The following is a 25,954-nucleotide window of genomic DNA, read 5'->3' as shown; positions in this document are numbered from 1 at the left end:
ATATTTGTCCGGGGGGAATGATTTTAAACGGAGAAACGGCGATTACTTGGCTTTCCGGCTTGCTCTCAAAAGTATTATTATCTCGCAGGTCGGACACAGCAACTTTAAGACTACAGAACAATATTACATTTTTGATAATTCCGAGTTATCAAACAGGAAAGATATCATCAGCCGTGCGCTGACGTATTGATGGTGATTACTCAATGATTACTCAGAGAAACTCAAAAAATAAAAGTGCTGGAAACCGCCTGAACAACGGCTTTCAGCACCACACCCAGCAGGGGATGAGAGAATCGAACTCCCACCAAAGGTTTTGGAGACCCCTATCATACCATTTGACCAATCCCCTGTACAGTGACTTGCTTTCCGCAAGTCACTTAGATAGTATACTGCCTGTTGTGCGGTTTGTCAATGCTTTTTTAAAACTTTGAAAATCTTTTCACATCCTCATCATCCCTGACATAATACAGACCCCCGCTGCTCCCTGCCTCAGAACAGCCCCAATCTGCTCTGCATCCAGGTGAATCCCGCCGATCCCATACACCGGTACCGGCACCGATTCGCAGACTTCCCGCAGGAAATCAAGTCCCCTTGCCGGAAGTCCCTTTTTACAGTCTGTAAGAAAGACGTGCCCGGCTGTCAGGTAAGAAGCCCCGAGGCGTACTGCCTCGCGGGCTTCTTCTGCCGAGTGGACCGAGACGCCGATGCGGAAATGAAGATATGCTGTATCTGTATCCAGGCTTGCTGCTTCTGCGGCCCGTGCATCTTCAGCAGTTCGTGTATTTTCCGCTTCCCGTACTGTCTTCAATTTCCAGAGAGGAAGATGCACCACGTCTAACCCCAGTGATTCCGCTGCCTCAGGATAGAAGTGGGGGATCAGGGCGACGCCGTGCCGCACGCAGATTTTATTTACTTCCCGCGCAAGTTTTAAATATTCTTCCTCCGGAAGATCTTTTTCCCGCAGCAGAAATGCCTTCGGGTGAAAACTGCAGATCCGCTCCACCTGCTCCAGATAGGGCAGACGGCTTAAACTCCGGTTCGAAACGGCGATAATATTGGAAAAATCAATTTCTTTATACATAGATATAATCACTCATAACAGGCTGGAGATGGAGCGCGGCCAGGTCGTTGTACACTTCTTCCACACTGCGGGAGTCGGAAATCTCAAACTGCTCGTCTCCCTTGTCCTCCAGATCCTCCACATGGCTTCCGATGCCGGTGCTTACTCCGGCGGATATTTTTGTTGCCGCGATATTCACGATGTTATCCCTGACTCTTGCGCATTCCCGGGTGGAAATGGTGATTCCCGCGTAGGGCATGAAGAGACGGTACGCAGTTACAACCTGCAGAAGCTGTGCTTCGTGGACATCCATCGGATTGATCTTGTCGTTGTTGATGATCGGACGCAGTCTCGGGCAGGAGAAGGAAATCTCAGCGTGGGGATATTTTCTCTGCAGAAGATATGCGTGCATTCCCGTGGCGAACGCGTCCTTTCGGAAATCGTCAAGTCCCAGAAGAGCGGCGAATGCAACGCCTCTCATGCCGCCCATGAGCGCCCGCTCCTGTGTGTTGAAACGATACGGGAAGATTCGTTTGTGACCGGCAAGATGGAGTGTCTCGTATTTGTCGGAATTGTATGTCTCCTGAAATACCGTCACATAGTCCACGCCGCATTCATGGAGATAATGGTACTCATCGGAATTCATCGGATACACTTCCAGGCCGATGACTTTAAAATATTTCCGGGCGATTTTGCATGCCTCTCCGATATATTTTACGTCAGATTTTGCCTTGCTCTCCCCGGTCAGAATGAGAATCTCCTGAAGACCGGTCTCGGCAATGGCCTTCATCTCTTCTTCGATTTCTTCGTAGTTGAGCTTTGCTCTGTTGATTTTGTTGTGGCAGTTGAAACCGCAGTAGATGCAGTAGTTTTCACAGTAGTTTGCGATGTAGAGCGGAGTAAACATATAGACGGAATTTCCGAAATGTTTCCGTGTCTCCTGCTGTGCCTTCTGCGCCATCTCTTCCAGATGAGGAAGCGCGGCGGGCGAGAGAAGCGCCGCAAAATCTTCCGGGGTGAGGCTGTCTTTGTTAAGCGCACGGATGACGTCCTTTTCCGTGTATTTGTCGTAGTCGTACTCGTTCATGGCGGTGATCACCCGATCCATCACGTCGGAATCGATGACTTCCATGTCCGGAAGATATGTCATATGATCAATCCGGTTTTCCTTCTGGTGTTCCCGGATTTCATCGCTTAAGATACTTTCGTTGATGTGGTCATTTTTGCTCATTTTCCAGTCACTCCTATTCCTGAATAAATCCGGTCAGCGGAGAAGACGCGCTGGCCCCTTTTTCCATTACCCGTCCCATGCCGGAAAGGTATGCGCATCTTCCGGCTTCGATAGCTTTTTTAAATGCGCCTGCCATTGCAGGGACATCTCCGGCTGTTGCGATGGCTGTGTTTGCCATAACGGCTGCTGCGCCCATTTCCATTGCTTCGCACGCTTGGGATGGTCTTCCGATGCCGGCATCCACGATGATCGGCAGATCAATCTCGTCGATCAGAATCTGGATGAACTCTTTCGTGCAGATTCCCTTGTTGGAACCGATCGGAGAGCCAAGCGGCATCACGCAGGCAGCCCCGGCATTTGCGAGATCTCTTGCGGCGTTCAGATCCGGATACATGTACGGCATTACGACGAAGCCTTCCTTTGCGAGGATTTCTGTCGCCTTGATTGTCTCGTAGTTGTCCGGCAGGAGGTATTTGGAGTCGTGGATCACTTCAATCTTTACAAAGTCACTTTCACAGATCTCTCTGGAAAGGCGGGCAATGCGGACGGCCTCCTCAGCGTTCCTTGCGCCGGAGGTGTTCGGAAGGAGAGTGACGCCCTCCGGAATGTAGTCAAGAATGTTTGCAAGTCCGCCCTGATTGGCGCGGCGAAGGGCAAGAGTGATGATCTCGGCGCCTGCGTTTTCCACAGCGGCTTTGATCAGCTCCAGAGAGTATTTTCCTGATCCTAATATGAAACGGGAGTGAAATTCGTGTCCTCCCAGACAGAATGTATCATTGTTTGAATTTGTCATTGCTGCATCTCCTTATAAACTTAAAAATATTATTAGAAATTTTAAAATGTAAAATTTTCAAGCCTGACATGGCTTATCCGACGTGGTCAGCTGCGTGCTCATTTCGTGGCTGTATGCCCGTCTATAATAAGCCGGGTGATCAGATTGGCTTCATGCCCTGCGCAGATTGATACCCGGGGGGCCATCAGTCCCTGTCCGAGACTGGAATCACTTATCTCGTCGCCGCACAGGTAAAACCGATCGGTAATTTTTTTTGTACAGATAGAGTTGCTGTCCCCGTATCCGGCCATTCCTGATGCGCTGACGATAATTTTTTCTGTAAACAGTCCCAGAATGCCGTTTACAAGCATGGCTTTATTCTCCGGCACGTCAAAGGCTTCGCAGATGATTGGATCGTCTTTAAAAAGTTCAGGTATATTTTCTTCTGTCACGCGGATACAGTCTGTTTTAATATCCAGATATGGGTTGATATCCAGCAGCTCACCCTTAAGTGCGTCGGTTTTGTTCATCCCCACATGCCGCATGAAATACTGCTGGCGGTTCAGATTTGTAAGATCGACTTTGTCAAAGTCAATCAGGTGCAGGTGTCCGACACCGATCCTTGCCAGAGCGAACGCGACGTTTGAACCAAGCCCGCCCAGTCCGGCAACCGCCACGCGCGCGCTGTCCAGCCGCTTTTGTATTTCCGTGGTATGACGGCTGCACAGTGCTTCCTGAATCTCCGCTTTTGTAAATCTGTTTTCCGCAGATACATTTTCTGAAAATGTCATATCAGCCACCTCCTACAAAGCTTACGATTTCCAGCGAGTCTCCGCTGTGAAGCAGTGTTTCGCCATACTGCTTTTTGGGAATGATCTCCCCGTTTTTCTCCACGGCAATCCGTGCGGTCTGGTACCCTTCCTGCTCCAGAAAAGAAAGAAGGGTGACACCTTCTTTCAGGTTTTTGTCCTCTCCGTTGACTCTGATCATATGGCCTCCTTTCCCATAGTGTGAAAAAAGAGTTCACAAAGAAATACACCCGCGGTGGTGCACCCCTTCATGAACTCCTGTTCACTCTATGTTGTACGATATAAAATTGAAATATGTGTAATGACCTGATGAAATCTTTGGTACAAGGGCGCAGGCCTTTGTTCGGAAAAAGAGAAATAATAAAAAAGCGGGAATGCCTTCGCACTCCCGGAAATAATCTCTTTCGTATTTATTCCCTACGTTGGCATTATCCAAATCAGGTTATGGGTCGAAGCAAACAGCTTCCTCTCAGCCTGCTTATGCAAGCTCCCCTTTTCATTACAATAACAAGTATATCACGATCGATTCAGATGTCAATCATTTTATTCTTTTTTTCCGGCCTGTTTGATGATCTGGTTTACATATGTGCTCAGTCCGGCGACCAGCACACCCTGTACAACTGCTGTAAACACTGCCATAGCAATCTCGGGCACTGTGCGGACCGGGCTTGTGGCAAGTACCCAGGCGGCACAGAGAGCAATGCCGATCCCGGCGATGATCAGCGGGATATATTTGTCCGGCACGGTCTGTGCCTGCTTCAGGGCTGCTCCGATAATGTACAGTACGACGGAGACAGCCAGAAGTTCCGGCTTTATATAGTTTGTGATCTGTTCCATTATTCCAGCGTCCTCAAGTGTTTTTCTGGTGTTAGAATATGCGCGGAAGAAAGAAACGTGACGAAAGCCGGGAATGAATGCTCTATGTGACTTCTGAATAGTAGTTTTGTCATATTAAACAGAGCTTAAAACTGATCGTCTTCGTATGGCTCCTGGCCGATCAGCAGATTCTGTATCACGCTGATAATCCCGGTTAGGTATTCATCTGAAATATCCCTCTGCAGATAAAATTCCGGAAGCAGCTGTGCCGGAAGAGTCTTGCTGATTTTTTCCTGTACCTGCTGGAGAAGACTGTCGTTGAAGCGGAAACCACACAATACAATGGTCTTTGGATCTGTAATCGTAATAATAGATATCAGAACCTTGGAAATAAGGCTGATAAGGCTTTCGTCCTCGGCACACTGCCGAATCAGCTCTTTTCTCGAAGACACATAGGGCAGATAGTTGATTTCACCGGAAAAATTAGCATTTCCGCGGATCAGCCGGTTATTTACGATAAATCCGGCTCCGTAAGTCTGCTCCTCGGGGACATTAACCAGAGCAAAATTTTTTAAATTCATGTCAGTGTGGGTTTGATGATACCCGAAAGCCTTAAAATGCATTTCATTATCAATGAATACTTTTACATGGTACTTTGACTGGAGCATTTCCTTCAGATTCAAATGATCCAGCTCTTCAATATCGCAATACAATACTTCACCGTGAACAACCATGCCCGGAATCCCTATCCCGATAACTTTAATTTCAGGGGAAACACTGACCTGTCTTGCGATAAGGGCGTCTAAAAAATCAAAAGAAAGACTATGTAAAGGCTGCATATAAGATTCCTTTGTCAGAACAACACCTGAAAGGTTTACTGTGGCGAGCTCAATCTGATTAAAATCTTTATTTGTGACAAGAGAGATTGCCAGAGCGAGAGACATGTTTGCGTTATAAATATAAACTTTGGAAGGACGTCCGCCAAGGGAAGGGGCAAGCTCTCCCTCTCTGAGTTCCCCGGATTTGAGTAGATCACGGATAATATTGCCACATGTTGAGATACTCAGGCCCGTGAGCTGGGCAATTTCGTTTCGTGTTCCCTGTCCGATTTCACGGAAAGCAGAGAGAATCAGCTCTTTATTTTGCTGTTTCAGCAGCATAGTAGTTCGGATTGGCTGCTTCATTATCGTTTCACCTCCATAATACCTGGTTGCTGTATATATCGGCAATAGTTATTACAAGTAATGTTATCGTAAGTCAAATCATAATATGAAATATAAAAAAAGTCAAGAGTTTGATGAACATAGTTCTCAATTTTTAGAAAAATTATGAAAACGCCGGAAAAAGCGGGACAGGACGCGGAGCGGAGCAGTGAGAATGTACGAAAAAAAGGGAATAGTTAGAATTTAACTATTGACAAAATAAGAAAGCCGAGTTAAAATCCGAATCAAAAGAAAAAGTTACGACAAGACATAACGTAAAACAAAAATTAATTAGAGACGAAATAAAAATTGAAAAAGGTACGGAGGGAAATGCTATGAAACAATCATTTAATATACAGTTTCGGTCTCTTGATGCCATAGAAAAGTTTTCATATGACATTGCAAATCTGAAAGGGCAGTTCGATCTTGTGTGTGGAAGAAAAACAGTGGATGCGAAATCATTTCTCGGTATTTTGAGTCTCGATCTTTCCGGGCCGCTTACGCTTTATGCGTGGGCTGACGATGAAAAGTCCATTGAAGTACTAAAAAATTATCAGGTTTGATAGCTTTTACATATTTCTTTTCTGAGGTTCAGCTTTTTGGCTGGGCCTCTTTCATTTTCCGGATTCTGAATATATCTGAAAAAATCCCAAAAGATAAAATTGTTAAAAATGCATAAAAAATCACAAATAAAACAGGACATATTTACATATTGACAAAATGCGGGGGGGGGGGGGGTAATATTTGGTTATAAAAATACTTACGGCAAGATATAACGTAATACAAAATTTAATAATAATCGAAAAAGACGATGAGAGGCACGGAGGTGGAAAAATGCCATATGTCATTGGAATTGATACTGGAGGTACATATACGGATGCCGTTCTGCTTGATACAAAGATGCAGGGATCCGATTGTGTCAGACGTAAATCGAAAGCTTTGACTACACATGACAACCTTGAAATCGGAATCAGAAACAGTATAGCGGGTTTGAATTTGTCGGACGGACAGCTGAAGAAAATAGAAAAGGTTGTTTTGTCCACAACACTCGCGACAAACGCTGTAGTCGAGGAAAAGCTGGGTACAACAGGACTTTTGATGATCGGGGGAAAACCGGTAGGAAGTCTTGCGACAGATTTGGCGGTAGAGATTCAGGGAAAGGTGAATATAAAGGGAAAAATCCTCCGGGATATCGATAAGGAAGAAGTGAAAAGAGCCGCGGATGCGCTTCTTCCGAAAGTGGAAGCCTTTGCGGTTTCCGGACAGGCAAGCGTGAGAAATCCTATTCTTGAACAGAAAGTTAAATCGATTCTGAATGATATATCTGATCTGCCGGTTGTGTGCGGACATGAGCTTGTGTCAAATCTGGGGTATCTGGAGCGGACCAACACTGCGGTTGTCAACGCAAGCCTCTTATCGGTGATAGACCGTTTTGTAACAGCCATCAAAGAGATTCTGAAAGAACAGAACATCAAAGCCCCTGTATTTGTAGTAAAGGGAGACGGCACAATCGCCAAAATTGACTTCATACGTAGAGTGCCGGTGGATACAGTTTTATCCGGCCCAGCAGCCAGTATTGTAGGCGCAATCAGCCTTACAGGAGCGGAAAACGCGATCGTGGCAGATATGGGAGGGACAACGACAGATATCGGAACTGTACACAATAAGAGAGTAGAACTCTCAAAGGACGGAGCTGTTGTAGGGAAATGGCATCTGCGGATTAAATCCGCCAAGCTCTATACATATGGCCTGGGCGGGGACAGCGAGATCAGAGTAAAAGACGGAAAACCGGAGCTTACGCCATACCGTGGAATGCCGGCCTGCCGAGGAGGAGAAGATGTGACTCCCACGGATATTCTCCATTATACCGGAGAGTTTGTAGGATGGAACCGGAGAAGGTCCATTGAAGCGATTGCGGCTCAGGCGGCATCAGCAGATATGACGGCTGACGAGTATGCGTCTGAGGTAAAGAATACGATAGCGAACAAAGTTTATGAAAACCTGAAAACATTTCGGAAAATCAATTATCCGATCTGCGCGATCGGGGCGCCGGCAGAATCGTGGTACCGCATTACCCGGGAAAAGAGTGCATTTGATCTGATTGTCCCGACACATTATGAAGTGGCAAACGCGGTCGGGGCGGCAGCTTCGGGAGTGAGTATAGAATCAGAAGCGGTAATCCGCGTCGGGGAAATGGGAGGAGGTTATCTGCTGCACTCGGTAACAGAGAGATCTGAGTTTGATGAATTTAAGGACGCGTTGAAACGGGGAATAGAAGTCACCAGAGAGCATGTGGTCGGAATGATTAAAGAGCAAAATCTGCAGGTGGCATACATCCATTATGACTGCAGAAATATGTATATGGTCGATGACCAGATTGTTTACCGGGAAATTGATGCGGAAGATGAGTACTCTGTTGAAGCGGCAGAGCAGATAGAGGGCGGCAGATATCTTGAAACTCAAATCAGGATACAGGCGGCCGGGAAGATATTTGCAGAGGATTAAAAAAGCCAAGCAGCTTTTTTAAATATAAGTTAAAAGGAGGAAAACTATGAACTTATCACACAAAAAATGTATGGAAATGTATGAGACCATGCAGAAGATCCGCCAGTTTGAATTTCAGACGGCAAAAAGCTTTGCAGAAGGGGATGTGCTGGGATTTGTACATCTCTACATTGGAGAAGAAGCGATCGCGACTGGCGTTTGCGCAAACCTGGTAGACGGAGATTATATCACCAGTACCCACAGAGGACACGGGCATATTATCGCGAAAGGCGCGGATATGAACAAGATGATGGCAGAACTCTGGGGAAAAGAAACGGGATACTGTAAAGGTAAAGGCGGTTCCATGCATATTGCGGATACAGAACTCGGTATTCTCGGAGCCAACGGCATCGTAGGCGGAGGATTTACACTTGCCACAGGCGCCGCATATTCTTCCATGATGCTGAAGCAGGACAAAGTATGCATCTGTTTCCACGGCGACGGAGCGACAGCGGAAGGTTCTTTCCACGAGGCCATGAACATCGCTTCTTTGTGGAATCTGCCGGTTGTATTTGTAAATGAGAATAACCTTTACGCAGTGTCTTGCCGCATCACTAACGGAATGAAGATTGAGAATACAGCGGACCGTGCGGCTGCTTACAGTATGCCGGGCGAGGTTGTAGACGGAAATGATCTTCTGGCTGTGTGTGACGCTGCAAAGCGCGCAATTGACCGTGCGAGAAACGGATACGGCCCGACATACATCGAGTGTAAGACATACAGATGGAGAGGACACTTTGAAGGCGAGCCCGAGAACTATCGTAATCCGGAAGAAGTTAAGCTCTGGAAACAGCCGGATCATGATCCGATCCCGAGATTTGAAGAGTACCTTAAAGAGAACGGCATCGCGACAGAAGAAGACCTGGAAGCGGTGAGAAACAAAGTGAAAGACATGGTAAAAGAAGCAGTGAAATTCGCGGCCGAGAGTCCGTTCCCGAATAAGGAATCTGCACTTGAAGATGTGTACACAGATATTGTTGAGGAGGCGAGAAAATGAGAACAATGTATTTTTCTGAAGCGGTAGCAGACGCGATTCGTTACGAAATGGAGAAAGACCCTACAGTTTTCTGTATAGGAGAGGACGTCGGTTTTGTAGACGGCTCCATGGGGGCTACAAAGGGACTGTACAGACAGTTCGGCAAAGAGAGAGTAAGAGATACGCCGGTAGCCGAGCAGATGATCGTCGGACTTTCCGCGGGTGCGGCGCTCACCGGAATGCGTCCGGTAGCTGAGCTTATGTATAACGACTTCATGGGCTGCTGCATGGACCAGATTATGAACCAGACTGCAAAATTCCGTTATATGTACGGCGGCGGAATGAACGTTCCGATGACGCTCAGACTTACCAGCGGCGGCGGAATGCAGTGTGCGGCACAGCACTCACAGTCTCTGGAAGCGATGCTGGTGCATATTCCGGGACTGAAGGTTGTATATCCTTCTACACCGCAGGATGTATATGGACTTCTTCTGACAGCGATTGAGGATGACAATCCGGTTATGGTATTTGAGCATCAGATGCTTTACCAGACACAGGGAGAAGTGGTGGATAAAGATGTATACTCACCGATTCCGCTTGGAAGCGCTGATATCAAGAGGGAAGGAAGCGACGTAACGCTTGTAGCTACAGGTCTTTGCGTACTTAAAGCGCTGGATGCAGCAGAAGAGCTTGCGAAAGAAGGCATCAGCGTAGAAGTGATCGACCCTAGAAGCCTGTATCCGTTTGACAAGGAGCTCGTATACGGTTCTATCAGCAAGACAAGAAAGCTGGTGATCGTGACAGAGGAAGTAAAAAGAGGCGCATGGTCAGGAGAGCTTGCGGCAAACGTAACAGAAGATATGTTTGAGACTCTGGACAAAGGGATTATCAGGGTCGGAGCACTGAATATTCCCTGCCCCTATACGGTAACACTTGAAGATTACTACTTCCCTCAGAAGGAAGACATTATCAAAGCAGTAAAACGTATCATGGAATAATTTCCTAATAGTACGAAGATATTTAAACAGGAGGAACTCAAAAATGGTAAAAGTATTCAAGCTTCCCAGAATGGGAGCAACAATGAAGGAAGGTACTGTAGCAAAGTACCTCGTAAAAGAAGGCGATAAGGTGTCTGAAGGAGACGCTTTATATGAGGTAACTACGGATAAGATTACCAATCAGGCTGAGTCCGATATGGACGGATATGTGAGAAAGCTTCTTGTTGAGGAAGGAACAAAGGTTCCATGCCAGACCCCTGTTCTGATCGTATCAGAAGAGGAGACAGAAGACATTTCCGCATATTTATAAAGACATTGTAATGGAGATGACTATGGGAAAAACAATATTAGACAAAGGGAGCAGAGAATATATTAAAAGCCTGATTCCGGACAACATCCCGGATTGGAAAAAAGTCTGGGAAGAAGGATATGAGATCGGCAAGAACCTCAAGATCAAACATATCCCATTTGAAGACAAGTACGGTATGAAACCCGTGGACTACCGTATGAAATTAAAAGAAGAAGGAAAGATATGCTGGAAGATCAACACAGGACTTGCCACTGTAAAGGATCAGGTCGAAGCACTGAAAGCAGCGGAGAAATTTAATGAGGAAACCGGTCTGGATATCAGTCTGGCACATCAGCTTCCCCAGAATCTGGTAGGCGTTCCGAAAGAAATAAGGAAAGGGCTTCCGCTGGCACTTGGTTTTATGCTTGATGAGCCGGAAGACTGGGAGGCGATTGCGTCCGCATCTACGGTTGCTCCTGTTTTTGGAGACAACCATATCGGATGGCCGAACGCGGTGGAGACAACGATCAATTCCGTGCAGGCAGGTTCCCAGTGGACCGGACTTTTCGGAACCTATGTCCAGGTCGCTCCGGGCTGCCCGGATGAAGTCTGGAACATGACAGAAAACGTGAAAGCGCTTGGGATTGTGGCCGCAAAATATGACGATAAAGTCATCGCAAACGATCAGAGCGACGATTCATACGGCGCATACTTTAATGATCTGGCGACTTCGCTTGCCTGGGCAAAAATGAATTACTACATTGTACATGATCTCTGCAAGGCAAGATATTCGTACAGCTTCGGAAACTTTACACAGAATATTATGCATAAGACAGCACTGTGGCTTGCGGCAGCGAAGTGCTTCAATAAAGACGACCAGCCGGGAATCGGATTTGTTTATCCGGATACAATCAGCCACTGGGATCATCATATCCATGCTAATTACGGGTTCCAGATCCCCGAGGTACTGTTCACCATTCTGGCAGAGCAGCATTTCAAAGCCGGATGCGCATGGCTGTCTGTGCCGATCACAGAGAAGGTGGCGATCCCGACTGTACCGGAAATGCTGGATATGACGGGAGCCTGCCAGCGAGCTCAGGAAACGACATACTACTGGGCTCCGATGATCAACTGGGAGCCGCTTGAAAAGCTGAGAGATCAGACCATAGAGCTGGGAGACAAAATGTTCCATTATATGCTCCAGGGCCTTGAGGAAGCAGGCGTTGATATTACGAACCCGATCGAGATCATGACTGTATTAAAGGCCATCGATCCATTCGTCCTTGAAAAACTGTTCCATCCGTCTATTGTGGATGAAGGCAATGAGACGATCGTTCCGCTTATGCCGGCAGCTCTGTGGAATGCGACTCAGAATGAGCTTGCAAATCAGATCAGTATTCTAAAGGACACAAAATATCCTGCCCTTCTGAAGGGACACCGCGCAGTGGTTGCATCAGCAGATGTGCATTTCGCGGGAGCTGCTGTAATTGCGGGGGTTATGAATGAATTTGGAGCGGACGTGGTAGACGGAGGAAATCAGCTTGAGGCTATTGATGTCCTGGATTTGGCCGATGAGAACAATATCACGGATGTGATTGTCAGTCTCCACAACGGACAGGCTCTCCCGTACGCGAAACTGATTGTAAAGCTTGCGGCGGAGAGAAATAAAAAATACCGTTTCTTCTTCGGCGGCGTGCTTCAGAGCTTTCTGAATGAAGACGATGCAGAGCCGTCGGATGTTACAGAGGAAATCCGGAAACTTGGAATCCATACGTGTACGACAGTCGAAAATCTTTTTGAACAGCTGACAAAATAACAATGACAGATTCCGACCCGCCAGAGTGGCTCTGACGGGTCGATGAGAAAAAAGGAGGTGAACCGATGGAAAAGAGAACAGAAGTGGCAGGCATGAGAAAGATTATCGCGGAGAGGATGAGCGAGAGCTGGCATGTGTCGCCGCGGGTCTGCTATGAACTCAGCGTTGATATGACATACACGAAAGATCTTGTAAAGAAGCTCAACGAGAATCTTGACGACAAGAGTAAAAAAGTGACGATGAATCATGTCCTGATGAAAGTGTGCGCGCAGGCCATGAGTGAATATGAGATGTTCAACAGCAGCTTTGAAGACAATGAAATTGTCACGCACGACAGTATCAATATAGGACTTGCAGTGGCTGTTGATGACGGACTGATTGTGCCGAACGTCAAGGATGTGCTGAATAAAGATCTCCGGCAGGTAGCGGTTGAGACAAACGATGCGGTGGCGAGGACGAAAAATAACAGAATCACTATGGATGATATCACAGGCGGAACATTCACGATCACAAACCTGGGAATGATGGGAATTGAAAGCTTTTCTCCTATTATTAACCAGCCCGAGGCCGCAATACTCGGAGTTACAAAAATCATAGACACACCGGTAGTGATTGACGGAGAAATCGTTATAAGGCCGATGATGAAGCTTGATCTTGTGGCAGATCACCGCATGATAGACGGCGCTTATGCCGCGAAGTTCTTAAGCCGGGTGAAAGATCTGATGGAAACCGGAATGTAAGAAGAATACCAAAGGAACATTTTGAAAAAGAGAAAGAGAAGAAAGCCCATGAAATATCTGGAGACGTGTTCTACCGACCCCTATTACAATCTTGCGTTTGAAGAATATGTACTGAAACATTTACGGGATGATGATTATTTAATTCTCTGGCAGAACGATAATACCGTTGTTATGGGGTTGCATCAGAATCCGTACGAGGAGATCAACCTGGAAAGCGCAGCTGAATTTGATGTAAAAATTGTGCGCAGGATCACCGGCGGCGGAACGGTATATCACGATCTGGGGAATCTGAATTATTCATATATCACAGACTGGCGGGATGACGAAGACATGAATATACGCAGCTTTTTAAAACCGATTGTCGAGGCTTTCCGGGAGTACGGACTGTCGTTGGAAATAAAAGGACGCAATGACCTGCTTCTGGACGGGAAAAAGATTTCCGGCAGCGCGCAGGCTCTCGCAGACGGACGGCTTTTGCAGCACGGCACGCTTCTGATCAACTCGGATCTGACGCGGCTGAGCAGTATTCTGAGAGTCTCTCCTGAAAAATTCCGGTCTAAAAATATAAAGTCGGTGAGGAGCCGGGTTACAAATATCCAGTCTTATGTCTCCGAAGAACTTAAGATAGATGAAGTGATTGATCTGCTGAAACGTCACTGGAATGAAGCACAAAGGCTGTATACGGCAGAGTTAAGCGAAAAAGAGCTTCATGAAGTGGAATGTCTTGCCAATCGGAAATACAGGACGAAAAAATGGAACTTCAGCCGGTCGTCCACGTTCAGCTACAAGAATAAGAGACGTTTTCCCGGCGGAGAGATGGATGTGAACCTGGATATAAAGGAAGGCAGGATTCTGCACTGCATGATCAACGGAGACTTTATGTCCTTAAGGCCGGCGGAAGAAATCGAAAACGCGCTGGTCGGAACAGAATATGAGAAAGAAAAAATATGGGAGTTCTTTAAGAAACAGCCTCTTAACCTGTATTTCGGCAGCATTACGCCTGAGGAGGCAGCGGAATGTTTCTTTGAAGGGAAAAATGACGGGAGGTGAAAACGAGATTATGACGTTGCTAATGGGGTTGGACCTGGGAACGACAGCGCTTAAAATCGCGCTGTTTGACAATACGGGGAAGCTGCTTGCAGTATCTACGCAGGAGTACAGTCTGATCACACCGGCGGTTAATTTCGTGGAAGAGGATGTGGAGGTTTACTGGACCGCATTCAAGGATGGGCTGAACGATCTGAAAAGCCAGTATCCGATTAAAGAGGAAGATCAGATTTCCATGGCTATTTCCGCACAGGGAGAGACGCTGATCTGCATAGACAGCGAAGGAAATCCTCTGAGAAACGCGATCGTCTGGATGGATAACCGAGCTGGAGAAGAGGCGGAAGAGTTAAGAGCGCGCTTTGGAGATGAAACGTGCTATAAGGTGACCGGGCAGGTGAGTTTTGAACCATGCTGGCCTGCGTCAAAGATTCTCTGGCTGAAAAAACACGAGGAAGATATATTTAACCGTACATACAAGTTCCTGCTGATTGAAGATTATTTTATCTATCGCATGACAGGCTGCTTTGCGGCGGAAGGCTCTCTTGTGTGCTCCACGACCTACTGGAATATTACAACGAAGAAATACTGGCCGGAGATGCTGGAATGTCTGGGAATCCGGGAAGATCAGCTGCCGCCGGTACTGGAATCCGGAGAAATTGTGGGAACCATGAATCCGGAGATCATGGAAGAGCTGGGACTCAATGCACAGTCGGTGATTGTATGCACAGGAGCGCTTGACCAGGCGGCCGGAGCGATCGGAGTGGGAAATGTGCATGAGGGCATGTTCTCGGAAAATATCGGATCCGCGCTTGCAATCTGTGTGCCGGTTTCCAGACCGGTATTTGATCCGAACAGAAAAATGCCGCTCCACTATTTTGCAATTCCGGATATGTACATGATGCACACATTTACAACCGGAGGAATGGCGCTTCGCTGGTTCAGAGACAAGTTCTGCGGTGACGAAATGGCGATCGAACAGCTCTCAGACGTGAGCGCATATGCACTGCTGGATAAAGAAGCCGAAAGTGTTCCGGCGGGGGCGGAAGGCCTGGTTATGCTTCCGCATCTGTCAGGATCTCTTGCGCCGGATGTAAACGCGAAAGCGAAGGGAGTGTGGTTTGGATTTACGCTGAAGCACACGAAAGCGCATTTTGTAAGAGCAGTCTTTGAGGCGGTAGGATACACACTGAAGCGCAATATCGACGCTTTAGCCGACATGGGAATCCATGTGGATGAGGTCCGTTCTCTGGGAGGAGGCTCGAGAAGCGCCGTATGGAGCCAGATAAAATCCGATATTACAGGAAAACGAATGCTTACGACAAAGTCCAAAGAAGCGGCCTGCCTCGGAGTCGCATTACTGGCAGGAAAAGCAACCGGCGTCTTTAAGGATATTGACAGCGCGGCGGACGGAATGGTCGAAATTAAATCGGTCTTCGAACCGGATAAAGAGAATGAAAAGGCGTATGCGGAAGGGTATGACATGTACCGCAACCTGTTCGCGGATCTGGCGGACTGCTTTGAGAAGACAAAGTAAAAGAAAAGGATGGAACAAACATGACTGAGAAACTGATTGTAATGTTGACGCATCATGATGTAACAAGGAAAGATGCAAAAGAAGTATTTGAAAGCTGCAAAGATCTTCCGGTAAAAAACTGGGGGTTCAAGGACGTGGGACTCCCACCGGAGGAGATGAAGGAACTCTGCCAGCTTATGAAAAAGGAAGGAAAGACCACTTTCCTTGAAGTGGTAACTTACACAGAGGCAGAGTGTATGAGGGGCGCAAAACTGGCGGTAGAATGCGGGTTTGATTACCTGGCAGGAACGATTTTCTACGACAGCGTCCTGGAGTATATCAATCAGCACGATCTGAAATACTGCCCGTTTGTAGGCAAGGTATATGGAAGCCCGAGCGTGCTGGAGGGAACCGTTGAAAGCTGTCTGGAGCAGGAAAAGGAGTACAGAGAAAAAGGCGTTTACGGCATTGACCTGCTCGGATACCGCTATTCTCAGGGCGATCCGGAAGCGTTTTCAGAAGAATTTATCAAGGCTTCCAAGCTTCCGGTCATCATGGCAGGAAGCATTGATTCTCCCGCGCGGATCGAGGCGGTAAGAAAGATGGATCCGTGGACATTTACAATGGGAAGCGCTCTTTTTGACAAAAAATTCGTACCTGGCGGAAGCTTTAGAGAGAACCTGGAAAAGGTGGTATCTCTCCTGTAAAACAAAAGAAAAATAAAATGTATTTTATTACAGAATGGGGGTAAATATGGAGACAAAATTAGTTAACCCAACCAAGAAACAGTGGTTTATGCTGGTGCTCTGCGTGATTGCGGGTTCAATCGCACCGTTCTTTCAGTATTGTCATGGAACTCTTACAGATTACATTATGGAAACTTACAATATTACCTATTCTCAGGTGGGTATCGTAAATACGGCATATTCCTGGGCTTGCGGCATCGGTCTGTTTATCGTGGGATCTGCTGTTGAGAAAAAGGGTTGTAAATTCTTTACCATGCTTGGAATCGCTATCATGATCGTCGGACATGCGCTGTTCTACTTCTCACCGTCCTACCCGATCCTGATTTTCGCGAGAATCGTCAGTGGTTTTGGAAACGCCTGCATCTACAATGCGGCGTATACACTTGCGGTTCACTGGTTCGCGGGGACAAACAAGATGGGAGTCGCCACCGGCGGTATGACGGCGGCGGATGGTATCGGTACATTTTGTGCCCTTTACCTGTTCTCCATCCTTGTCAATAACCTTGGAATCCAGACGGGAAATATTGCCGTTATTATCTTCGTGGCAGTGATTTTGATTATCCTGATCATGATCCTGAAAGACCCCGGAGTTATGGATATGGAGGATTCGGGAGCCACGGTTGACGATACGGGCAAATATGAGAAGGCCTTGAACTCAAATACGATTGCACACTGTATCGCGGTGACAGGCGTCCTCGGCGGTCTCGGAATTGCCAACTACTGGGGACCGAGTATGCTGACAGATCTTGGAATGTCCAGCTCAGCCGCAGGCCTTGCGTCAACTGTATTCTCGGTTGCGGGTATTTTTGCCAGCCTCATATTTGGCGCGATCTCTGACAAAATGGGGACGAGACGTCCTTCCATTCTCTTCGGCGGCATCGGAATGGTTGCAGGATATCTCCTCATGATCGCCGGAAACCAGATGGGCATTATATGGGTCATCGTAGCCGGTTTCCTGTGTACAGGCTTCTGCGCATATGTCGTATACCCGCTTGGATTTGCGGTTCTCTCCGATACGACCGTATCTTCCAAGATCGGTATGGCGAACGGAATTATCCAGGGTGTATCCTTCATCTTCGGAATGTTTGTATTCCAGCAGATCGTAGGTGTTGTAAGAGACTTTGCGGATTCTTACGCGATCGGCCTGATTTTCTGTGCGGCTCTGACGTTTGTCACAAACGTTGTTCTTGTCAGAGTCTTTGTACGCGACAAAGACGAGGTTGCCGCGGAGATGGCTAAGAATCAGCAAAGCGGAACAAAAGCTTTTTAACAATTAAAATTAAATGAAACTATAAGGAGGCAGATAAAATGGAAAAGGCAAAAATGGGACTTGTCGGACTTGTAAGTCCGGTGGAAAGCGGCGGACAGAGATATGATGAGCTTATGGACAGTGCGGCAAAGGCGATGAAAGAGGCAGGAATCGACGTGGTTGTTGCAAACTGCTGCGTTTTAAATCCGACAGACGCTCTGAACGTTTGTGACCAGTTTAAAAAAGAGGGTATCGAATCTCTGGCGGTCATGGACATCACATGGGTGGGCGATTCTCTGAAATATCTCTTCACCCACGAATTGCAGGTTCCGACTGTGTTCTGGGCAGTGCCGTATCCTGAGACGTTCTCCATCGGCTGCATTCAGAATTACGGATCTGTTCTGAAAAATTCAAAGATTCATTTTGAGTATGTATACGGACTCGCAGACGATAAAGCACTCATCCAGAAGGTGAAAAACGTTGCCCGCGCAGGTCAGATCATCAAAAAGGTAAGCAGTATGCGTCTGGCTCTGGTGGGACCGCGCCAGACATGGAGAGTGGCAGGACCGCAGGATATGACGACTGAAGAATGGGAGTTCTCCAACACATTCGGACCGACAATCATCCACTATGAGATGGAGGAGATCACGGACGCAGCTGAGAAGATCTGCGATGCAGAGGCAAAGAAGGCGCTGGAGGATTTAAAAGACCGCACAGGTACAGTAAAGGTTTCCGAGGAATGTATGATCTGGATGGCGAAAGTATACCTGGCTACAAAAGCAATGATCCAGAAGACAGGTATGAATGCAATTGCAGCAGAGTGCTATCCGCTGTACGGCGGTCTGATGAACCAGACATCATCCTGGCTGGCGGACGAGGGTATTATCGTTGACACAGAGGGCGATATCGGGCATACAGTACTCCAGTACATCCTGAACCTGGCAGCAGAAGGCGGCGCATGCGCGCTCGGTGAGATCGGCGCATTTGATGATGAAAACGACTATATGACAATCTGCCATGAAGGAAGTTCCGCAGCTTCTCTGGCAGAGAGCCTGGATAAAGTCGTGACAAATCCGTCCGGCGATATGGGCTCCTTCATCGGAGTGCCGTTAAAGGCAATGGATAAGGTTACATTCTCTGACATTCAGGGAAGCGCCGGAGATTACCAGGTACTTGTCGCAACAGGAAAAACGCTCCCCGTAAGCCATGAAGAATGGGTGGACGGCGGCGAAAAGCTTGTTGTAAAACTCAGAGCGGATGGAGTGAAGGCCGGCAGTGTTGTTGACCAGATGATCCAGGCCGGATTACATCACCATGTTGTAATCAAAGAGGGCGACTACACAGATATCCTGAAGATTGTATGTGACTTCATGGGAATGAAAAAGGTAGTTTTAAAGTAAGAGAAACGGGGAACAAAAATGATGAAAGCAGATATCATTGTATTAGGCGGGGGACCGGGAGGCTATCTCGCAGCAGAGCGCGCAGGCGCAGCAGGAAAAAAAGTTGTGCTGATCGAAAAGAACGCTCTGGGAGGAACCTGCTTAAATGAGGGATGCATCCCATCCAAAGCTCTTCTGAACTCCGCAAAGATCTTCCAGCATGCGAAGGAGGGCGCCGTATTCGGCGTCCTCACTGAAGATATAAAGCTGGATACAGAACAGGTTATCAATCATAAAAACCAGGTGGTAAACGCACTAGTATCCGGCGTTTGCGCAATGATGGACGCGAACGGGGTACATGTTGTAAGTGAATTCGGATATGTAGAGGGAAAGACAGAGGAAGGATTTGTTGTAAAGGCCGGAGCAGAAACGTATTCGGCTGATACGCTGATTCTTGCATCGGGGTCAGTGCCTGTCATTCCTCCGATCCCGGGGCTTAAGGAAGGAGTTGCGGACGGGACTGTCTGGACAAACAGAGAAGCTCTCGACGCGACAAAGCTGCCTGAAAAATTAGTTGTGATCGGTGGCGGAGTGATCGGGCTTGAGATGGCTTCCTATTATGCGATGTCAGGAGTCAATGTGACGATCGTGGAGATGATGGATAAAATAGCCGGACCGATGGAGAGAGAAGTCTCTGACATCCTTCTGAGGGCGTACCGCCGTAAGGGTGTGAAATTTAAACTCGGCTGCAAAGTGACAGGTGTCACTCCGGAAGGCGTTCTGTATGAGAAGAACGGCGAGGAAAAGCTGGAAGAGGCGGATCAGATTTTATGCGCGATCGGAAGAAGACCCTATACGGAAAATATGGGACTTGAAAATCTGGGACTTGAGATGAACCGGAGCGCTGTCGTGACAGATGACCATTTAAGGACAAACGTGGACGGTGTATATGCTGTAGGCGATATCAACGGCAAGGTCATGCTGGCGCATACGGCTTACCGCGAAGCGGAAGTGGCGGTGAACAATATCCTGGGAAAAGAAGACAGGATGGACTATTCTACGATCCCGTCTGTCATCTATACAGATCCCGAGGTGGCCGGCGTCGGCGAGTCGGAGGAGAGCGCCGAAAAGAAAGGCATGAAAGTCAGAAGCGTCAGCCTGTCCATGAATTATTCCGGGCGTTATCTCGCGGAGGTGCAGCAGGGCGACGGCATCTGCAAGCTGATCGTGAATGAAGAGGACAATACGGTGGTTGGAGTACATATGATCGGAAGCTATGCGTCGGAGATTATTCTGGCTGCGGAGCTTATGATTACATCGCATAAAACTGTTCCGGAGCTTCAGAAACTTGTATTCCCGCATCCTACAGTGGGAGAGATTATCAGGGAAACATTATTTTTGTAAGGCGTTTTAACATCAGCGCCGTGCCATGAGGCGCTGACTTGCCATGATACCTCCGGAGCGGCAGAAAGACGGGAGAAATAAGAAAAACAGTCTCCCGGCCGTTCCAGCCGGCCCGAACTGTCATATACTGTCCGGGCCGGAACTTATAAAATATACAGACAGGTGAAAACTTATGAACGTTTTAGAAAAAAAGGAACAAGCAAAAAAACTTTATGAAGACAGAAAAGTAAAACTTGCGGTACTGGGGCTGGTACTGGCATGGATCTCAGCGCTGTCTCTTGTGATTTTTCAAAATTTTAATGTCAGGGTTACGGAAATGATTGGCGGCCATTTTGCAGAAACGCTGCTGTTTACATATATATTGTCACTGGTCGTACTGGGAATATGTGAGCTGTTTGGCGGGATTCTGATGATTATATTTAATACGGTGCGCGGGATTCCTCTGGCGGAATATCCGAGAATCTGGAGAGTAAAGGCGTCCCGGGTCGTACTTGCATCCGCTTTTCTCGGCGGGCCTGTTGCGACGGCCTGTTCAATTGTCGGGATCAGCTTCTGCGGCTCTACATACGGAAATTGTATTATCGGGCTGACGCCGGTTGTTACGGCGATTCTGGGGACGATCTTCCTGAAAGAGAAAACAGGGGTACGTGTTTTTGTTGGAATTTTCATTACGGTTGTGGGGGTTGTCATCGCGAGTATAGCCCCGCCGGAAGGGGTCAGCAATTTTTACCTTGGACTGCTGATTACAGCCGCGGCTCCGATCGGATATGCTATAGAGGCAGTCCTTAGCACAAAAGCGATTGACATTTCAGATCCGCTGATTGTGTGCCCGCTTTACAGAATGATCGGAGGAGGATGTATGGAATTGTGCTGTGCGCTGATTATATGCACAGTTACGGGACATGCCGGATGGATCGGGGAGATTTTCACCCTGATTTTTTCCGACAAGGTCATTCTTTTGTTCCTGCTTCTGGCAATGGTATTTCTGACGATTCAGTATAATGAAATTTACGTCGCGTACAGCTACTGCGGTGCGACCAGGGGATCTGCCATCCTGTTTTCCTCACCGATATGGAGCATCCCGATCGGACTTGTGATGGACAGAATGGGAATCCTTTCATTCTCAGTGACTTTGATGGGAATTATCGGGGCGGCGGTGCTTGTCGTGGGAATTTTTGTCGTGCTGGCAAAACCGTCAGAGCTTTTTAACCTGCGTGATGTTTCGTGAGGAGGAGATCAAGATGAAATTACCGATTAAACTGAGAGTCCTGGACTATGCCATACATAAAGACGGCTCGTTTTCGGCTGAGGAAGCCGCAAGGGAGATCGGACATGAATATCCGGGAGAAAAGACGGTTTCTGTAAAAAATATCGAGAAAATTATCCGTGTTTACTGCGGAATCGGGATGTTAAAAGCATCAGATATTGATCTGGATGAGGAGGATAACTTAAAGATCGCATACGAGGTGACATCAGCGGGAAGAGCCTGTGAGAGCATGATACCGTGAGTATGCGTTCTGTGGAAGGAGAGGTGACAGAGATAATGGAAAATTCGTACCGTTTTTTCGCGAACAGAGACTGCAAATATTATCCGTGCCATAAGGATCTTCCGGAGATGAACTGTCTGTTCTGCTACTGCCCGTTCTTTATTGCGGATAAATGTCCGGGAAAGCCGAATTACATCCGGCTTGAAAACGGGAAGTGTATCAAAGACTGTTCGGAATGTACTTTTCCGCATAAGCCGGAGAACTACGATGTAATTATAAAGCTTCTGTCGAAACAGGCCGAGAGAGAGGAGGGATGAAGATGAACGACTGGGAAAAGCTGCAGAAAGGACTTTTGTATGATGACCTGGGCCAGATTCTTGTGGAAATGCGCGTGGAATGTAAGAAGCTGTTCAGAAAATACAATGAGACGGACGACAGCCAGCCGGAAGAACGAATGGAAATTTTAAAAGAGCTGCTCGGATCCGTCGGAACGAATCCGGTAATCGAGCCCAGATTCCAGTGCGAATTTGGAAAGAACATTCATATCGGGGACAACGTTTACATCAATTTCGGTTGCACAATTCTGGACTGCGCGGAAGTAACAATCGGAAACCATGTACTGATCGGGCCGAATGCCGGGATTTATGCGGTAAATCACTGCATTGATCCGGAGGAGCGCATCCGGGGAGGCTGCTTTTCAAAACCTATACATATAGAAGATTATGTATGGATAGGCGCTGATGTGACGATAGTGCCGGGCGTTACGATCGGGAAAGGCTCGGTGATCGGAGCCGGGAGCGTGGTCGTAAAAGATATTCCGCCGAACGTGGTGGCAGTCGGAAATCCGTGCAGAGTTCTTCACGAGATTACGGAGAAAGATAAAACAGGCTATCGCCGTGAATAAATATGGACGGCAACAGATCATAAAAAGAATAATTAAAAATGCGGAGGATTAAAAAAATGGAAAAAATCACAGTAGTCGGATGCGGTGTCATGGGAAGCTCAATTATTCGCGCTTTAATGAAGGGAAAAATAGAAGTGACTATCGTGGATATCAATGAGAAGGCTGCAGAGCCGCTTGTAAAAGAGGGAGCGAAGTATTTTGCAAGCCTTGATGAAGCTTTGGAAAATGACTGTATCCTGATCAACCTGCCGAATCATAAAATTGCGTCCAGTGTACTGAAAAGCGCGGACAAAGACAGACTGAAGGGAAAAATGCTGATTAATACAACTACGTCCGGCCCGGAGGAAGTGCGCGATATGGACAAACTGGCAAAAGAACTGGGGATGCTGCACCTTGACGCCAAGATTGAAAATTATCCGGGCGACATCGGAACTCCTACAGCTTACCTTGTTTATTCCGGTGAGAAGAAGGTGTTTGACACGGCAAGGAACGCTCTTGAGGCAATCGGAAAGGCAGTTTACCTCGGAGAAGATGTAATCGGCGCAAGCGTGGTTGATGTGGCGGTCCTGGACGTACATTTCGGAGCGATTGCCACTCTGGCCGAGGCGGTTGCATACTGCATTAAATACGGGTATTCTGTAAAATCTTTCATTGAACAGACACAGGAGATTCTTCCGATTATGCTGGGAGGAAATTACCGGGCGTTCGCAAACGAGTGCAGCGACTATACAGGCAAATTTGAAGACGCTTCCGAGTGTACACTCAGGATTGAAACCACAGCTATGAAGACGATTGTGGATTCTATGAACGCAGCCGGTGTGAAAACTCCGTGCGGAGACGCTGTTTTAGCACTGTTCCAGAAGGGGCTGGAGAGCGGAAACGCATCGAAAAATGTTGTGGCGGTTGTAAATGAGCTGATTTAATTTAAAAAGGAAATGAAATCGGATATGGAGAAAAATATCTTATATGTATCAGATCTGGATGGTACGCTGTTCAACCGTAATAAGCGTATATCGAAATATACGGCGGACACGATCAACCGGTGTATCGGCCTGGGAATGCAGTTTACAGTCGCTACGGCGAGGATGCCTTACGGGTGTGACTACAGACTGGAAGACATCCGCATCAATGCCCCGGGAATTCTGACAAATGGTGTCTTTTTATATGATTTTGCAGCGGGAAAAATCATAGAGGCGGAAATCATTGACAAAAAGGCTGCACAGGAAGTACTGAATATTTTCCAGAAATATAATCTGTCCTGTTTTGTCTATACATATGACCGGGGAGGAATCTCGCTCTACTACGGTGATAAGAGCCTTGAGACACAGACTCAGTATTACAGTGAGCGCGCGCTGGAAAAATGCAGGAAAGTCCAGCTCAGGGAAGAACTGTATTCAACGGCGGAAAAAGAACAGATTGTATATATGACTTATTCAGGAAAGCAGGAGACATTGCAATCGCTTTGCGATGAACTGTCTCTTTTTAAGGAAGTCTCATATTCCTTCTATCTGAATATCTATAACGGTTTATACTGCCTGGAAATATACAGCAAAAATGCCAGCAAAAGAAATGCCATTAGGAAGCTTAAGAAGCTGGTGAAATGCGATGAACTGGTCGTATTCGGAGATAATCTGAACGATCTTTCCATGATCGAGATTGCGGACAGGAGTTACGCCCCGCAGAACGCCCTCGACAAAGTAAAAGAGATGGCCACAGATGTTATAGACGATTGTGACCATGACGGAGTGGCAAAATTTCTCGCACAGGACTGGTATGGGAAAGAGAACTGCTGAGGCTGGAAGCAGGCGGAGGAAAAAGCTTTACATAATAAAAATATAAAATAACAAAATATGGTTTGCGTGCGGGATACTTTTCCGGGTGTCCCGCCGGAAAATGTGGCTGTCGTGACAGGCCGCTACAGAAAACTCAGATCCGGCATACATTTAAAAGAAAGTCTGCCGTGACAGGCAGACGGAGGAAGCAGGTGGGAGTCCTGCACAATACCCGTTGCTGTATTAGCCGAGAGACGCTCCACGATGTCACTGCGGGTTTCCCGTGGGAAGGCGGAGATGGCTCGCCGGAGGCTTAAGTCAGAAGATTCGCTTTTAAATGGGTCTGGGAGGTTACGGGAGTATGACCAGGAGTATGCTGCAAATAGTCTTCCTTTTTGCAGTGCCTGGAAATATTTCAAAAGCTGTAAAAAGGAGAGATGAAAATGACAAAAAGAGAGACAATTCTGTTAAAAGCTTCTATTGCTTTTGCAATTCTGTTCGCCGTCGCGCCGACGGTGAACGCAATGCATATCATGGAGGGATACCTGCCCGCGGGATACTGCGTGGCATGGGGTATTATCTGTCTGCCGTTTCTGGTTGCAGGTTTTATTTCCCTGAACAAAAAAATAAATGCAAGTCGCAGGAACCTGACTCTGATCGCAATGTCGGGGGCTTTTATCTTTGTGATTTCATCGCTGAAAATTCCGTCTGTTACCGGAAGCTGTTCACATATGACAGGAACAGGACTCGGAGCGATCCTGTTCGGACCGGCGGCTGTCAGTGTACTGGGGATCATCGTTCTGATCTTTCAGGCACTGCTTCTGGCCCACGGCGGCATTACTACTCTGGGGGCAAATACATTTTCCATGGCGGTGATGGGGCCGGTTATGGCGTTTGCTGTCTATAAGTTATGCGGGAAAATGAATATGAACCGCAAAGTTTCTGTATTTCTTGCAGCACTCTCAGGCGATTTTTTTACTTATTGTGTTACATCTGTCCAACTTGCGCTTGCATATCCGTCAGAGGTGGGGGGTACAGCTGCGTCAGCAGTAAAATTCCTCGGTGTATTTGCTCCGACCCAGATCCCGCTTGCTGTAATCGAAGGTATCCTGACGGTTGTGATCGTAATCGGACTGGAAACCTATGCTGTGCCGGAACTGAAAAATATCGGTTTCCTCAGGGAAAAGGAGGTCAGGTGAG

Annotated in this window: 27 protein-coding genes, 1 tRNA gene and 2 riboswitches; of the genes, 20 read left to right on the top strand and 8 right to left on the bottom strand. The window is 47.3% G+C overall.

From position 1 onward, the window contains the following. Nucleotides 1–278: 278 nt before the first annotated feature. The 8 genes from LKD70_RS08720 to LKD70_RS08685 all read right to left on the bottom strand — a co-directional run bounded on the left by LKD70_RS08720 (nt 279) and on the right by LKD70_RS08685 (nt 5,872). Nucleotides 279–349 (bottom strand) — tRNA-Trp (locus LKD70_RS08720). Nucleotides 350–439: 90 nt separating this feature from the next. Continuing rightward, the gene (locus LKD70_RS08715) at nt 440–1,081 is read right to left on the bottom strand and encodes a thiamine phosphate synthase (RefSeq protein WP_227707639.1); all 642 of its coding nucleotides are present in this window, start codon (nt 1,079–1,081) and stop codon (nt 440–442) included. Continuing rightward, nucleotides 1,074–2,210 (bottom strand): 2-iminoacetate synthase ThiH, encoded by a 1,137-nt coding sequence (gene thiH / locus LKD70_RS08710; protein WP_407690939.1) that lies wholly within the window; start codon nt 2,208–2,210, stop codon nt 1,074–1,076. The genes LKD70_RS08715 and thiH overlap by 8 nt, the downstream gene beginning before the upstream one ends. Before the next feature lie 94 nt (nt 2,211–2,304). Continuing rightward, a complete protein-coding gene (locus tag LKD70_RS08705; protein ID WP_227707637.1) occupies nt 2,305–3,084 on the bottom strand; it encodes a thiazole synthase in 780 nt (259 codons plus the stop codon). A gap of 98 nt (nt 3,085–3,182) precedes the next feature. Then, nucleotides 3,183–3,854, bottom strand: coding sequence for a sulfur carrier protein ThiS adenylyltransferase ThiF (gene thiF / locus LKD70_RS08700; RefSeq protein ID WP_227707636.1), 672 nt, complete (start codon nt 3,852–3,854; stop codon nt 3,183–3,185). A gap of 1 nt (nt 3,855) precedes the next feature. Next, nucleotides 3,856–4,053 carry a sulfur carrier protein ThiS gene (gene thiS / locus LKD70_RS08695; protein WP_227707635.1) on the bottom strand — a complete coding sequence of 66 codons (198 nt, stop codon included), beginning with the start codon at nt 4,051–4,053 and terminating at the stop codon, nt 3,856–3,858. A gap of 216 nt (nt 4,054–4,269) precedes the next feature. Next, nucleotides 4,270–4,376, bottom strand: a riboswitch (TPP riboswitch). Between the two features lie 39 nt (nt 4,377–4,415). Further along, nucleotides 4,416–4,709 (bottom strand): phage holin family protein, encoded by a 294-nt coding sequence (locus LKD70_RS08690; RefSeq protein WP_227707634.1) that lies wholly within the window; start codon nt 4,707–4,709, stop codon nt 4,416–4,418. A gap of 125 nt (nt 4,710–4,834) precedes the next feature. Then, on the bottom strand, nt 4,835–5,872 hold the full coding sequence (locus LKD70_RS08685; RefSeq protein ID WP_227707633.1) for an ROK family protein: 1,038 nt from the start codon (nt 5,870–5,872) through the stop codon (nt 4,835–4,837). A gap of 353 nt (nt 5,873–6,225) precedes the next feature. Between LKD70_RS08685 and LKD70_RS08680 the strand changes: the two genes are divergently transcribed. The 20 genes from LKD70_RS08680 (at nt 6,226) to LKD70_RS08585 (ending at nt 25,953) form a co-directional block, all read left to right on the top strand. Next, a complete protein-coding gene (locus LKD70_RS08680; RefSeq protein WP_227707632.1) occupies nt 6,226–6,453 on the top strand; it encodes an HPr family phosphocarrier protein in 228 nt (75 codons plus the stop codon). Between the two features lie 271 nt (nt 6,454–6,724). Then, nucleotides 6,725–8,395: a hydantoinase/oxoprolinase family protein gene (locus tag LKD70_RS08675; RefSeq protein ID WP_227707631.1), complete on the top strand. Its 1,671-nt coding sequence runs from the start codon at nt 6,725–6,727 to the stop codon at nt 8,393–8,395. A gap of 46 nt (nt 8,396–8,441) precedes the next feature. Continuing rightward, nucleotides 8,442–9,431: a thiamine pyrophosphate-dependent dehydrogenase E1 component subunit alpha gene (locus tag LKD70_RS08670; protein WP_227707630.1), complete on the top strand. Its 990-nt coding sequence runs from the start codon at nt 8,442–8,444 to the stop codon at nt 9,429–9,431. Next, nucleotides 9,428–10,408: an alpha-ketoacid dehydrogenase subunit beta gene (locus tag LKD70_RS08665; protein ID WP_227707629.1), complete on the top strand. Its 981-nt coding sequence runs from the start codon at nt 9,428–9,430 to the stop codon at nt 10,406–10,408. Before LKD70_RS08670 ends, LKD70_RS08665 begins: the two co-directional genes overlap by 4 nt. A 43-nt stretch (nt 10,409–10,451) precedes the next feature. Further along, nucleotides 10,452–10,718 carry a biotin/lipoyl-containing protein gene (locus tag LKD70_RS08660; protein WP_227707628.1) on the top strand — a complete coding sequence of 89 codons (267 nt, stop codon included), beginning with the start codon at nt 10,452–10,454 and terminating at the stop codon, nt 10,716–10,718. A 22-nt stretch (nt 10,719–10,740) separates the two neighbouring features. Then, the gene (locus tag LKD70_RS08655; protein WP_227707627.1) at nt 10,741–12,513 is read left to right on the top strand and encodes a cobalamin B12-binding domain-containing protein; all 1,773 of its coding nucleotides are present in this window, start codon (nt 10,741–10,743) and stop codon (nt 12,511–12,513) included. 65 nt (nt 12,514–12,578) lie between these two features. Beyond that, nucleotides 12,579–13,253: a dihydrolipoamide acetyltransferase family protein gene (locus LKD70_RS08650; RefSeq protein WP_227707626.1), complete on the top strand. Its 675-nt coding sequence runs from the start codon at nt 12,579–12,581 to the stop codon at nt 13,251–13,253. Between the two features lie 48 nt (nt 13,254–13,301). Continuing rightward, nucleotides 13,302–14,303: a lipoate--protein ligase gene (locus tag LKD70_RS08645; protein WP_227707625.1), complete on the top strand. Its 1,002-nt coding sequence runs from the start codon at nt 13,302–13,304 to the stop codon at nt 14,301–14,303. Beyond that, nucleotides 14,290–15,834: a xylulokinase gene (locus LKD70_RS08640; RefSeq protein WP_227707624.1), complete on the top strand. Its 1,545-nt coding sequence runs from the start codon at nt 14,290–14,292 to the stop codon at nt 15,832–15,834. The genes LKD70_RS08645 and LKD70_RS08640 overlap by 14 nt, the downstream gene beginning before the upstream one ends. A gap of 20 nt (nt 15,835–15,854) precedes the next feature. Then, nucleotides 15,855–16,520: a hypothetical protein gene (locus tag LKD70_RS08635; RefSeq protein ID WP_227707623.1), complete on the top strand. Its 666-nt coding sequence runs from the start codon at nt 15,855–15,857 to the stop codon at nt 16,518–16,520. A gap of 46 nt (nt 16,521–16,566) precedes the next feature. After that, nucleotides 16,567–17,829, top strand: coding sequence for an MFS transporter (locus LKD70_RS08630; protein ID WP_227707622.1), 1,263 nt, complete (start codon nt 16,567–16,569; stop codon nt 17,827–17,829). Between the two features lie 38 nt (nt 17,830–17,867). Beyond that, complete coding sequence (locus LKD70_RS08625; protein ID WP_227707621.1) at nt 17,868–19,208, top strand: hypothetical protein; 1,341 nt, start codon at nt 17,868–17,870, stop codon at nt 19,206–19,208. An 18-nt stretch (nt 19,209–19,226) separates the two neighbouring features. Further along, nucleotides 19,227–20,591, top strand: coding sequence for a dihydrolipoyl dehydrogenase (lpdA, locus tag LKD70_RS08620; RefSeq protein WP_227707620.1), 1,365 nt, complete (start codon nt 19,227–19,229; stop codon nt 20,589–20,591). Between the two features lie 172 nt (nt 20,592–20,763). After that, a complete protein-coding gene (locus tag LKD70_RS08615) occupies nt 20,764–21,819 on the top strand; it encodes a DMT family transporter (protein WP_227707619.1) in 1,056 nt (351 codons plus the stop codon). A gap of 13 nt (nt 21,820–21,832) precedes the next feature. Next, a complete protein-coding gene (locus LKD70_RS08610) occupies nt 21,833–22,099 on the top strand; it encodes a hypothetical protein (RefSeq protein ID WP_227707618.1) in 267 nt (88 codons plus the stop codon). A gap of 35 nt (nt 22,100–22,134) precedes the next feature. Further along, the gene (locus LKD70_RS08605) at nt 22,135–22,395 is read left to right on the top strand and encodes a cysteine-rich small domain-containing protein (protein WP_227707617.1); all 261 of its coding nucleotides are present in this window, start codon (nt 22,135–22,137) and stop codon (nt 22,393–22,395) included. Nucleotides 22,396–22,397: 2 nt separating this feature from the next. Continuing rightward, the gene (locus LKD70_RS08600; RefSeq protein WP_227707616.1) at nt 22,398–22,982 is read left to right on the top strand and encodes a sugar O-acetyltransferase; all 585 of its coding nucleotides are present in this window, start codon (nt 22,398–22,400) and stop codon (nt 22,980–22,982) included. A 56-nt stretch (nt 22,983–23,038) separates the two neighbouring features. Continuing rightward, entirely contained in the window at nt 23,039–23,905 is an 867-nt protein-coding gene (locus LKD70_RS08595) for an NAD(P)-dependent oxidoreductase (RefSeq protein ID WP_227707615.1), read from the top strand. Nucleotides 23,906–23,929: 24 nt separating this feature from the next. Then, complete coding sequence (locus LKD70_RS08590; RefSeq protein WP_227707614.1) at nt 23,930–24,775, top strand: HAD family hydrolase; 846 nt, start codon at nt 23,930–23,932, stop codon at nt 24,773–24,775. 137 nt (nt 24,776–24,912) lie between these two features. Beyond that, a riboswitch (cobalamin riboswitch) is annotated at nt 24,913–25,103 on the top strand. A 94-nt stretch (nt 25,104–25,197) separates the two neighbouring features. Further along, the gene (locus LKD70_RS08585) at nt 25,198–25,953 is read left to right on the top strand and encodes an energy-coupling factor ABC transporter permease (RefSeq protein WP_227707613.1); all 756 of its coding nucleotides are present in this window, start codon (nt 25,198–25,200) and stop codon (nt 25,951–25,953) included. Nucleotide 25,954 lies beyond the last annotated feature (1 nt).

The organism is Ruminococcus turbiniformis (genome assembly GCF_020687545.1).
In the GTDB taxonomy this organism is placed as follows: Bacteria; Bacillota; Clostridia; order Lachnospirales; family Lachnospiraceae; genus Mediterraneibacter; species Mediterraneibacter turbiniformis.
This window is presented reverse-complemented; position numbering and strand designations above follow the sequence as displayed.

Excerpts from the sequence above, each read along its gene's own strand:
- LKD70_RS08585 (WP_227707613.1), top strand. The coding sequence starts at position 25,198 with ATGACAAAAAGAGAGACAATTCTGTTAAAAGCTTCTATTGCTTTTGCA.
- LKD70_RS08675 (WP_227707631.1), top strand. The coding sequence starts at position 6,725 with ATGCCATATGTCATTGGAATTGATACTGGAGGTACATATACGGATGCC.
- LKD70_RS08605 (WP_227707617.1), top strand. The coding sequence starts at position 22,135 with ATGGAAAATTCGTACCGTTTTTTCGCGAACAGAGACTGCAAATATTAT.
- LKD70_RS08635 (WP_227707623.1), top strand. The coding sequence starts at position 15,855 with ATGACTGAGAAACTGATTGTAATGTTGACGCATCATGATGTAACAAGG.
- LKD70_RS08660 (WP_227707628.1), top strand. The coding sequence starts at position 10,452 with ATGGTAAAAGTATTCAAGCTTCCCAGAATGGGAGCAACAATGAAGGAA.
- LKD70_RS08705 (WP_227707637.1), bottom strand. The coding sequence starts at position 3,084 with ATGACAAATTCAAACAATGATACATTCTGTCTGGGAGGACACGAATTT.
- thiF (WP_227707636.1), bottom strand. The coding sequence starts at position 3,854 with ATGACATTTTCAGAAAATGTATCTGCGGAAAACAGATTTACAAAAGCG.
- LKD70_RS08690 (WP_227707634.1), bottom strand. The coding sequence starts at position 4,709 with ATGGAACAGATCACAAACTATATAAAGCCGGAACTTCTGGCTGTCTCC.
- thiH (WP_407690939.1), bottom strand. The coding sequence starts at position 2,210 with ATGACATATCTTCCGGACATGGAAGTCATCGATTCCGACGTGATGGAT.
- LKD70_RS08645 (WP_227707625.1), top strand. The coding sequence starts at position 13,302 with ATGAAATATCTGGAGACGTGTTCTACCGACCCCTATTACAATCTTGCG.
- LKD70_RS08680 (WP_227707632.1), top strand. The coding sequence starts at position 6,226 with ATGAAACAATCATTTAATATACAGTTTCGGTCTCTTGATGCCATAGAA.
- LKD70_RS08665 (WP_227707629.1), top strand. The coding sequence starts at position 9,428 with ATGAGAACAATGTATTTTTCTGAAGCGGTAGCAGACGCGATTCGTTAC.
- LKD70_RS08595 (WP_227707615.1), top strand. The coding sequence starts at position 23,039 with ATGGAAAAAATCACAGTAGTCGGATGCGGTGTCATGGGAAGCTCAATT.
- LKD70_RS08590 (WP_227707614.1), top strand. The coding sequence starts at position 23,930 with ATGGAGAAAAATATCTTATATGTATCAGATCTGGATGGTACGCTGTTC.
- thiS (WP_227707635.1), bottom strand. The coding sequence starts at position 4,053 with ATGATCAGAGTCAACGGAGAGGACAAAAACCTGAAAGAAGGTGTCACC.
- LKD70_RS08650 (WP_227707626.1), top strand. The coding sequence starts at position 12,579 with ATGGAAAAGAGAACAGAAGTGGCAGGCATGAGAAAGATTATCGCGGAG.
- lpdA (WP_227707620.1), top strand. The coding sequence starts at position 19,227 with ATGATGAAAGCAGATATCATTGTATTAGGCGGGGGACCGGGAGGCTAT.
- LKD70_RS08640 (WP_227707624.1), top strand. The coding sequence starts at position 14,290 with ATGACGGGAGGTGAAAACGAGATTATGACGTTGCTAATGGGGTTGGAC.
- LKD70_RS08670 (WP_227707630.1), top strand. The coding sequence starts at position 8,442 with ATGAACTTATCACACAAAAAATGTATGGAAATGTATGAGACCATGCAG.
- LKD70_RS08615 (WP_227707619.1), top strand. The coding sequence starts at position 20,764 with ATGAACGTTTTAGAAAAAAAGGAACAAGCAAAAAAACTTTATGAAGAC.
- LKD70_RS08655 (WP_227707627.1), top strand. The coding sequence starts at position 10,741 with ATGGGAAAAACAATATTAGACAAAGGGAGCAGAGAATATATTAAAAGC.
- LKD70_RS08715 (WP_227707639.1), bottom strand. The coding sequence starts at position 1,081 with ATGTATAAAGAAATTGATTTTTCCAATATTATCGCCGTTTCGAACCGG.
- LKD70_RS08600 (WP_227707616.1), top strand. The coding sequence starts at position 22,398 with ATGAACGACTGGGAAAAGCTGCAGAAAGGACTTTTGTATGATGACCTG.
- LKD70_RS08685 (WP_227707633.1), bottom strand. The coding sequence starts at position 5,872 with ATGAAGCAGCCAATCCGAACTACTATGCTGCTGAAACAGCAAAATAAA.
- LKD70_RS08610 (WP_227707618.1), top strand. The coding sequence starts at position 21,833 with ATGAAATTACCGATTAAACTGAGAGTCCTGGACTATGCCATACATAAA.
- LKD70_RS08630 (WP_227707622.1), top strand. The coding sequence starts at position 16,567 with ATGGAGACAAAATTAGTTAACCCAACCAAGAAACAGTGGTTTATGCTG.
- LKD70_RS08625 (WP_227707621.1), top strand. The coding sequence starts at position 17,868 with ATGGAAAAGGCAAAAATGGGACTTGTCGGACTTGTAAGTCCGGTGGAA.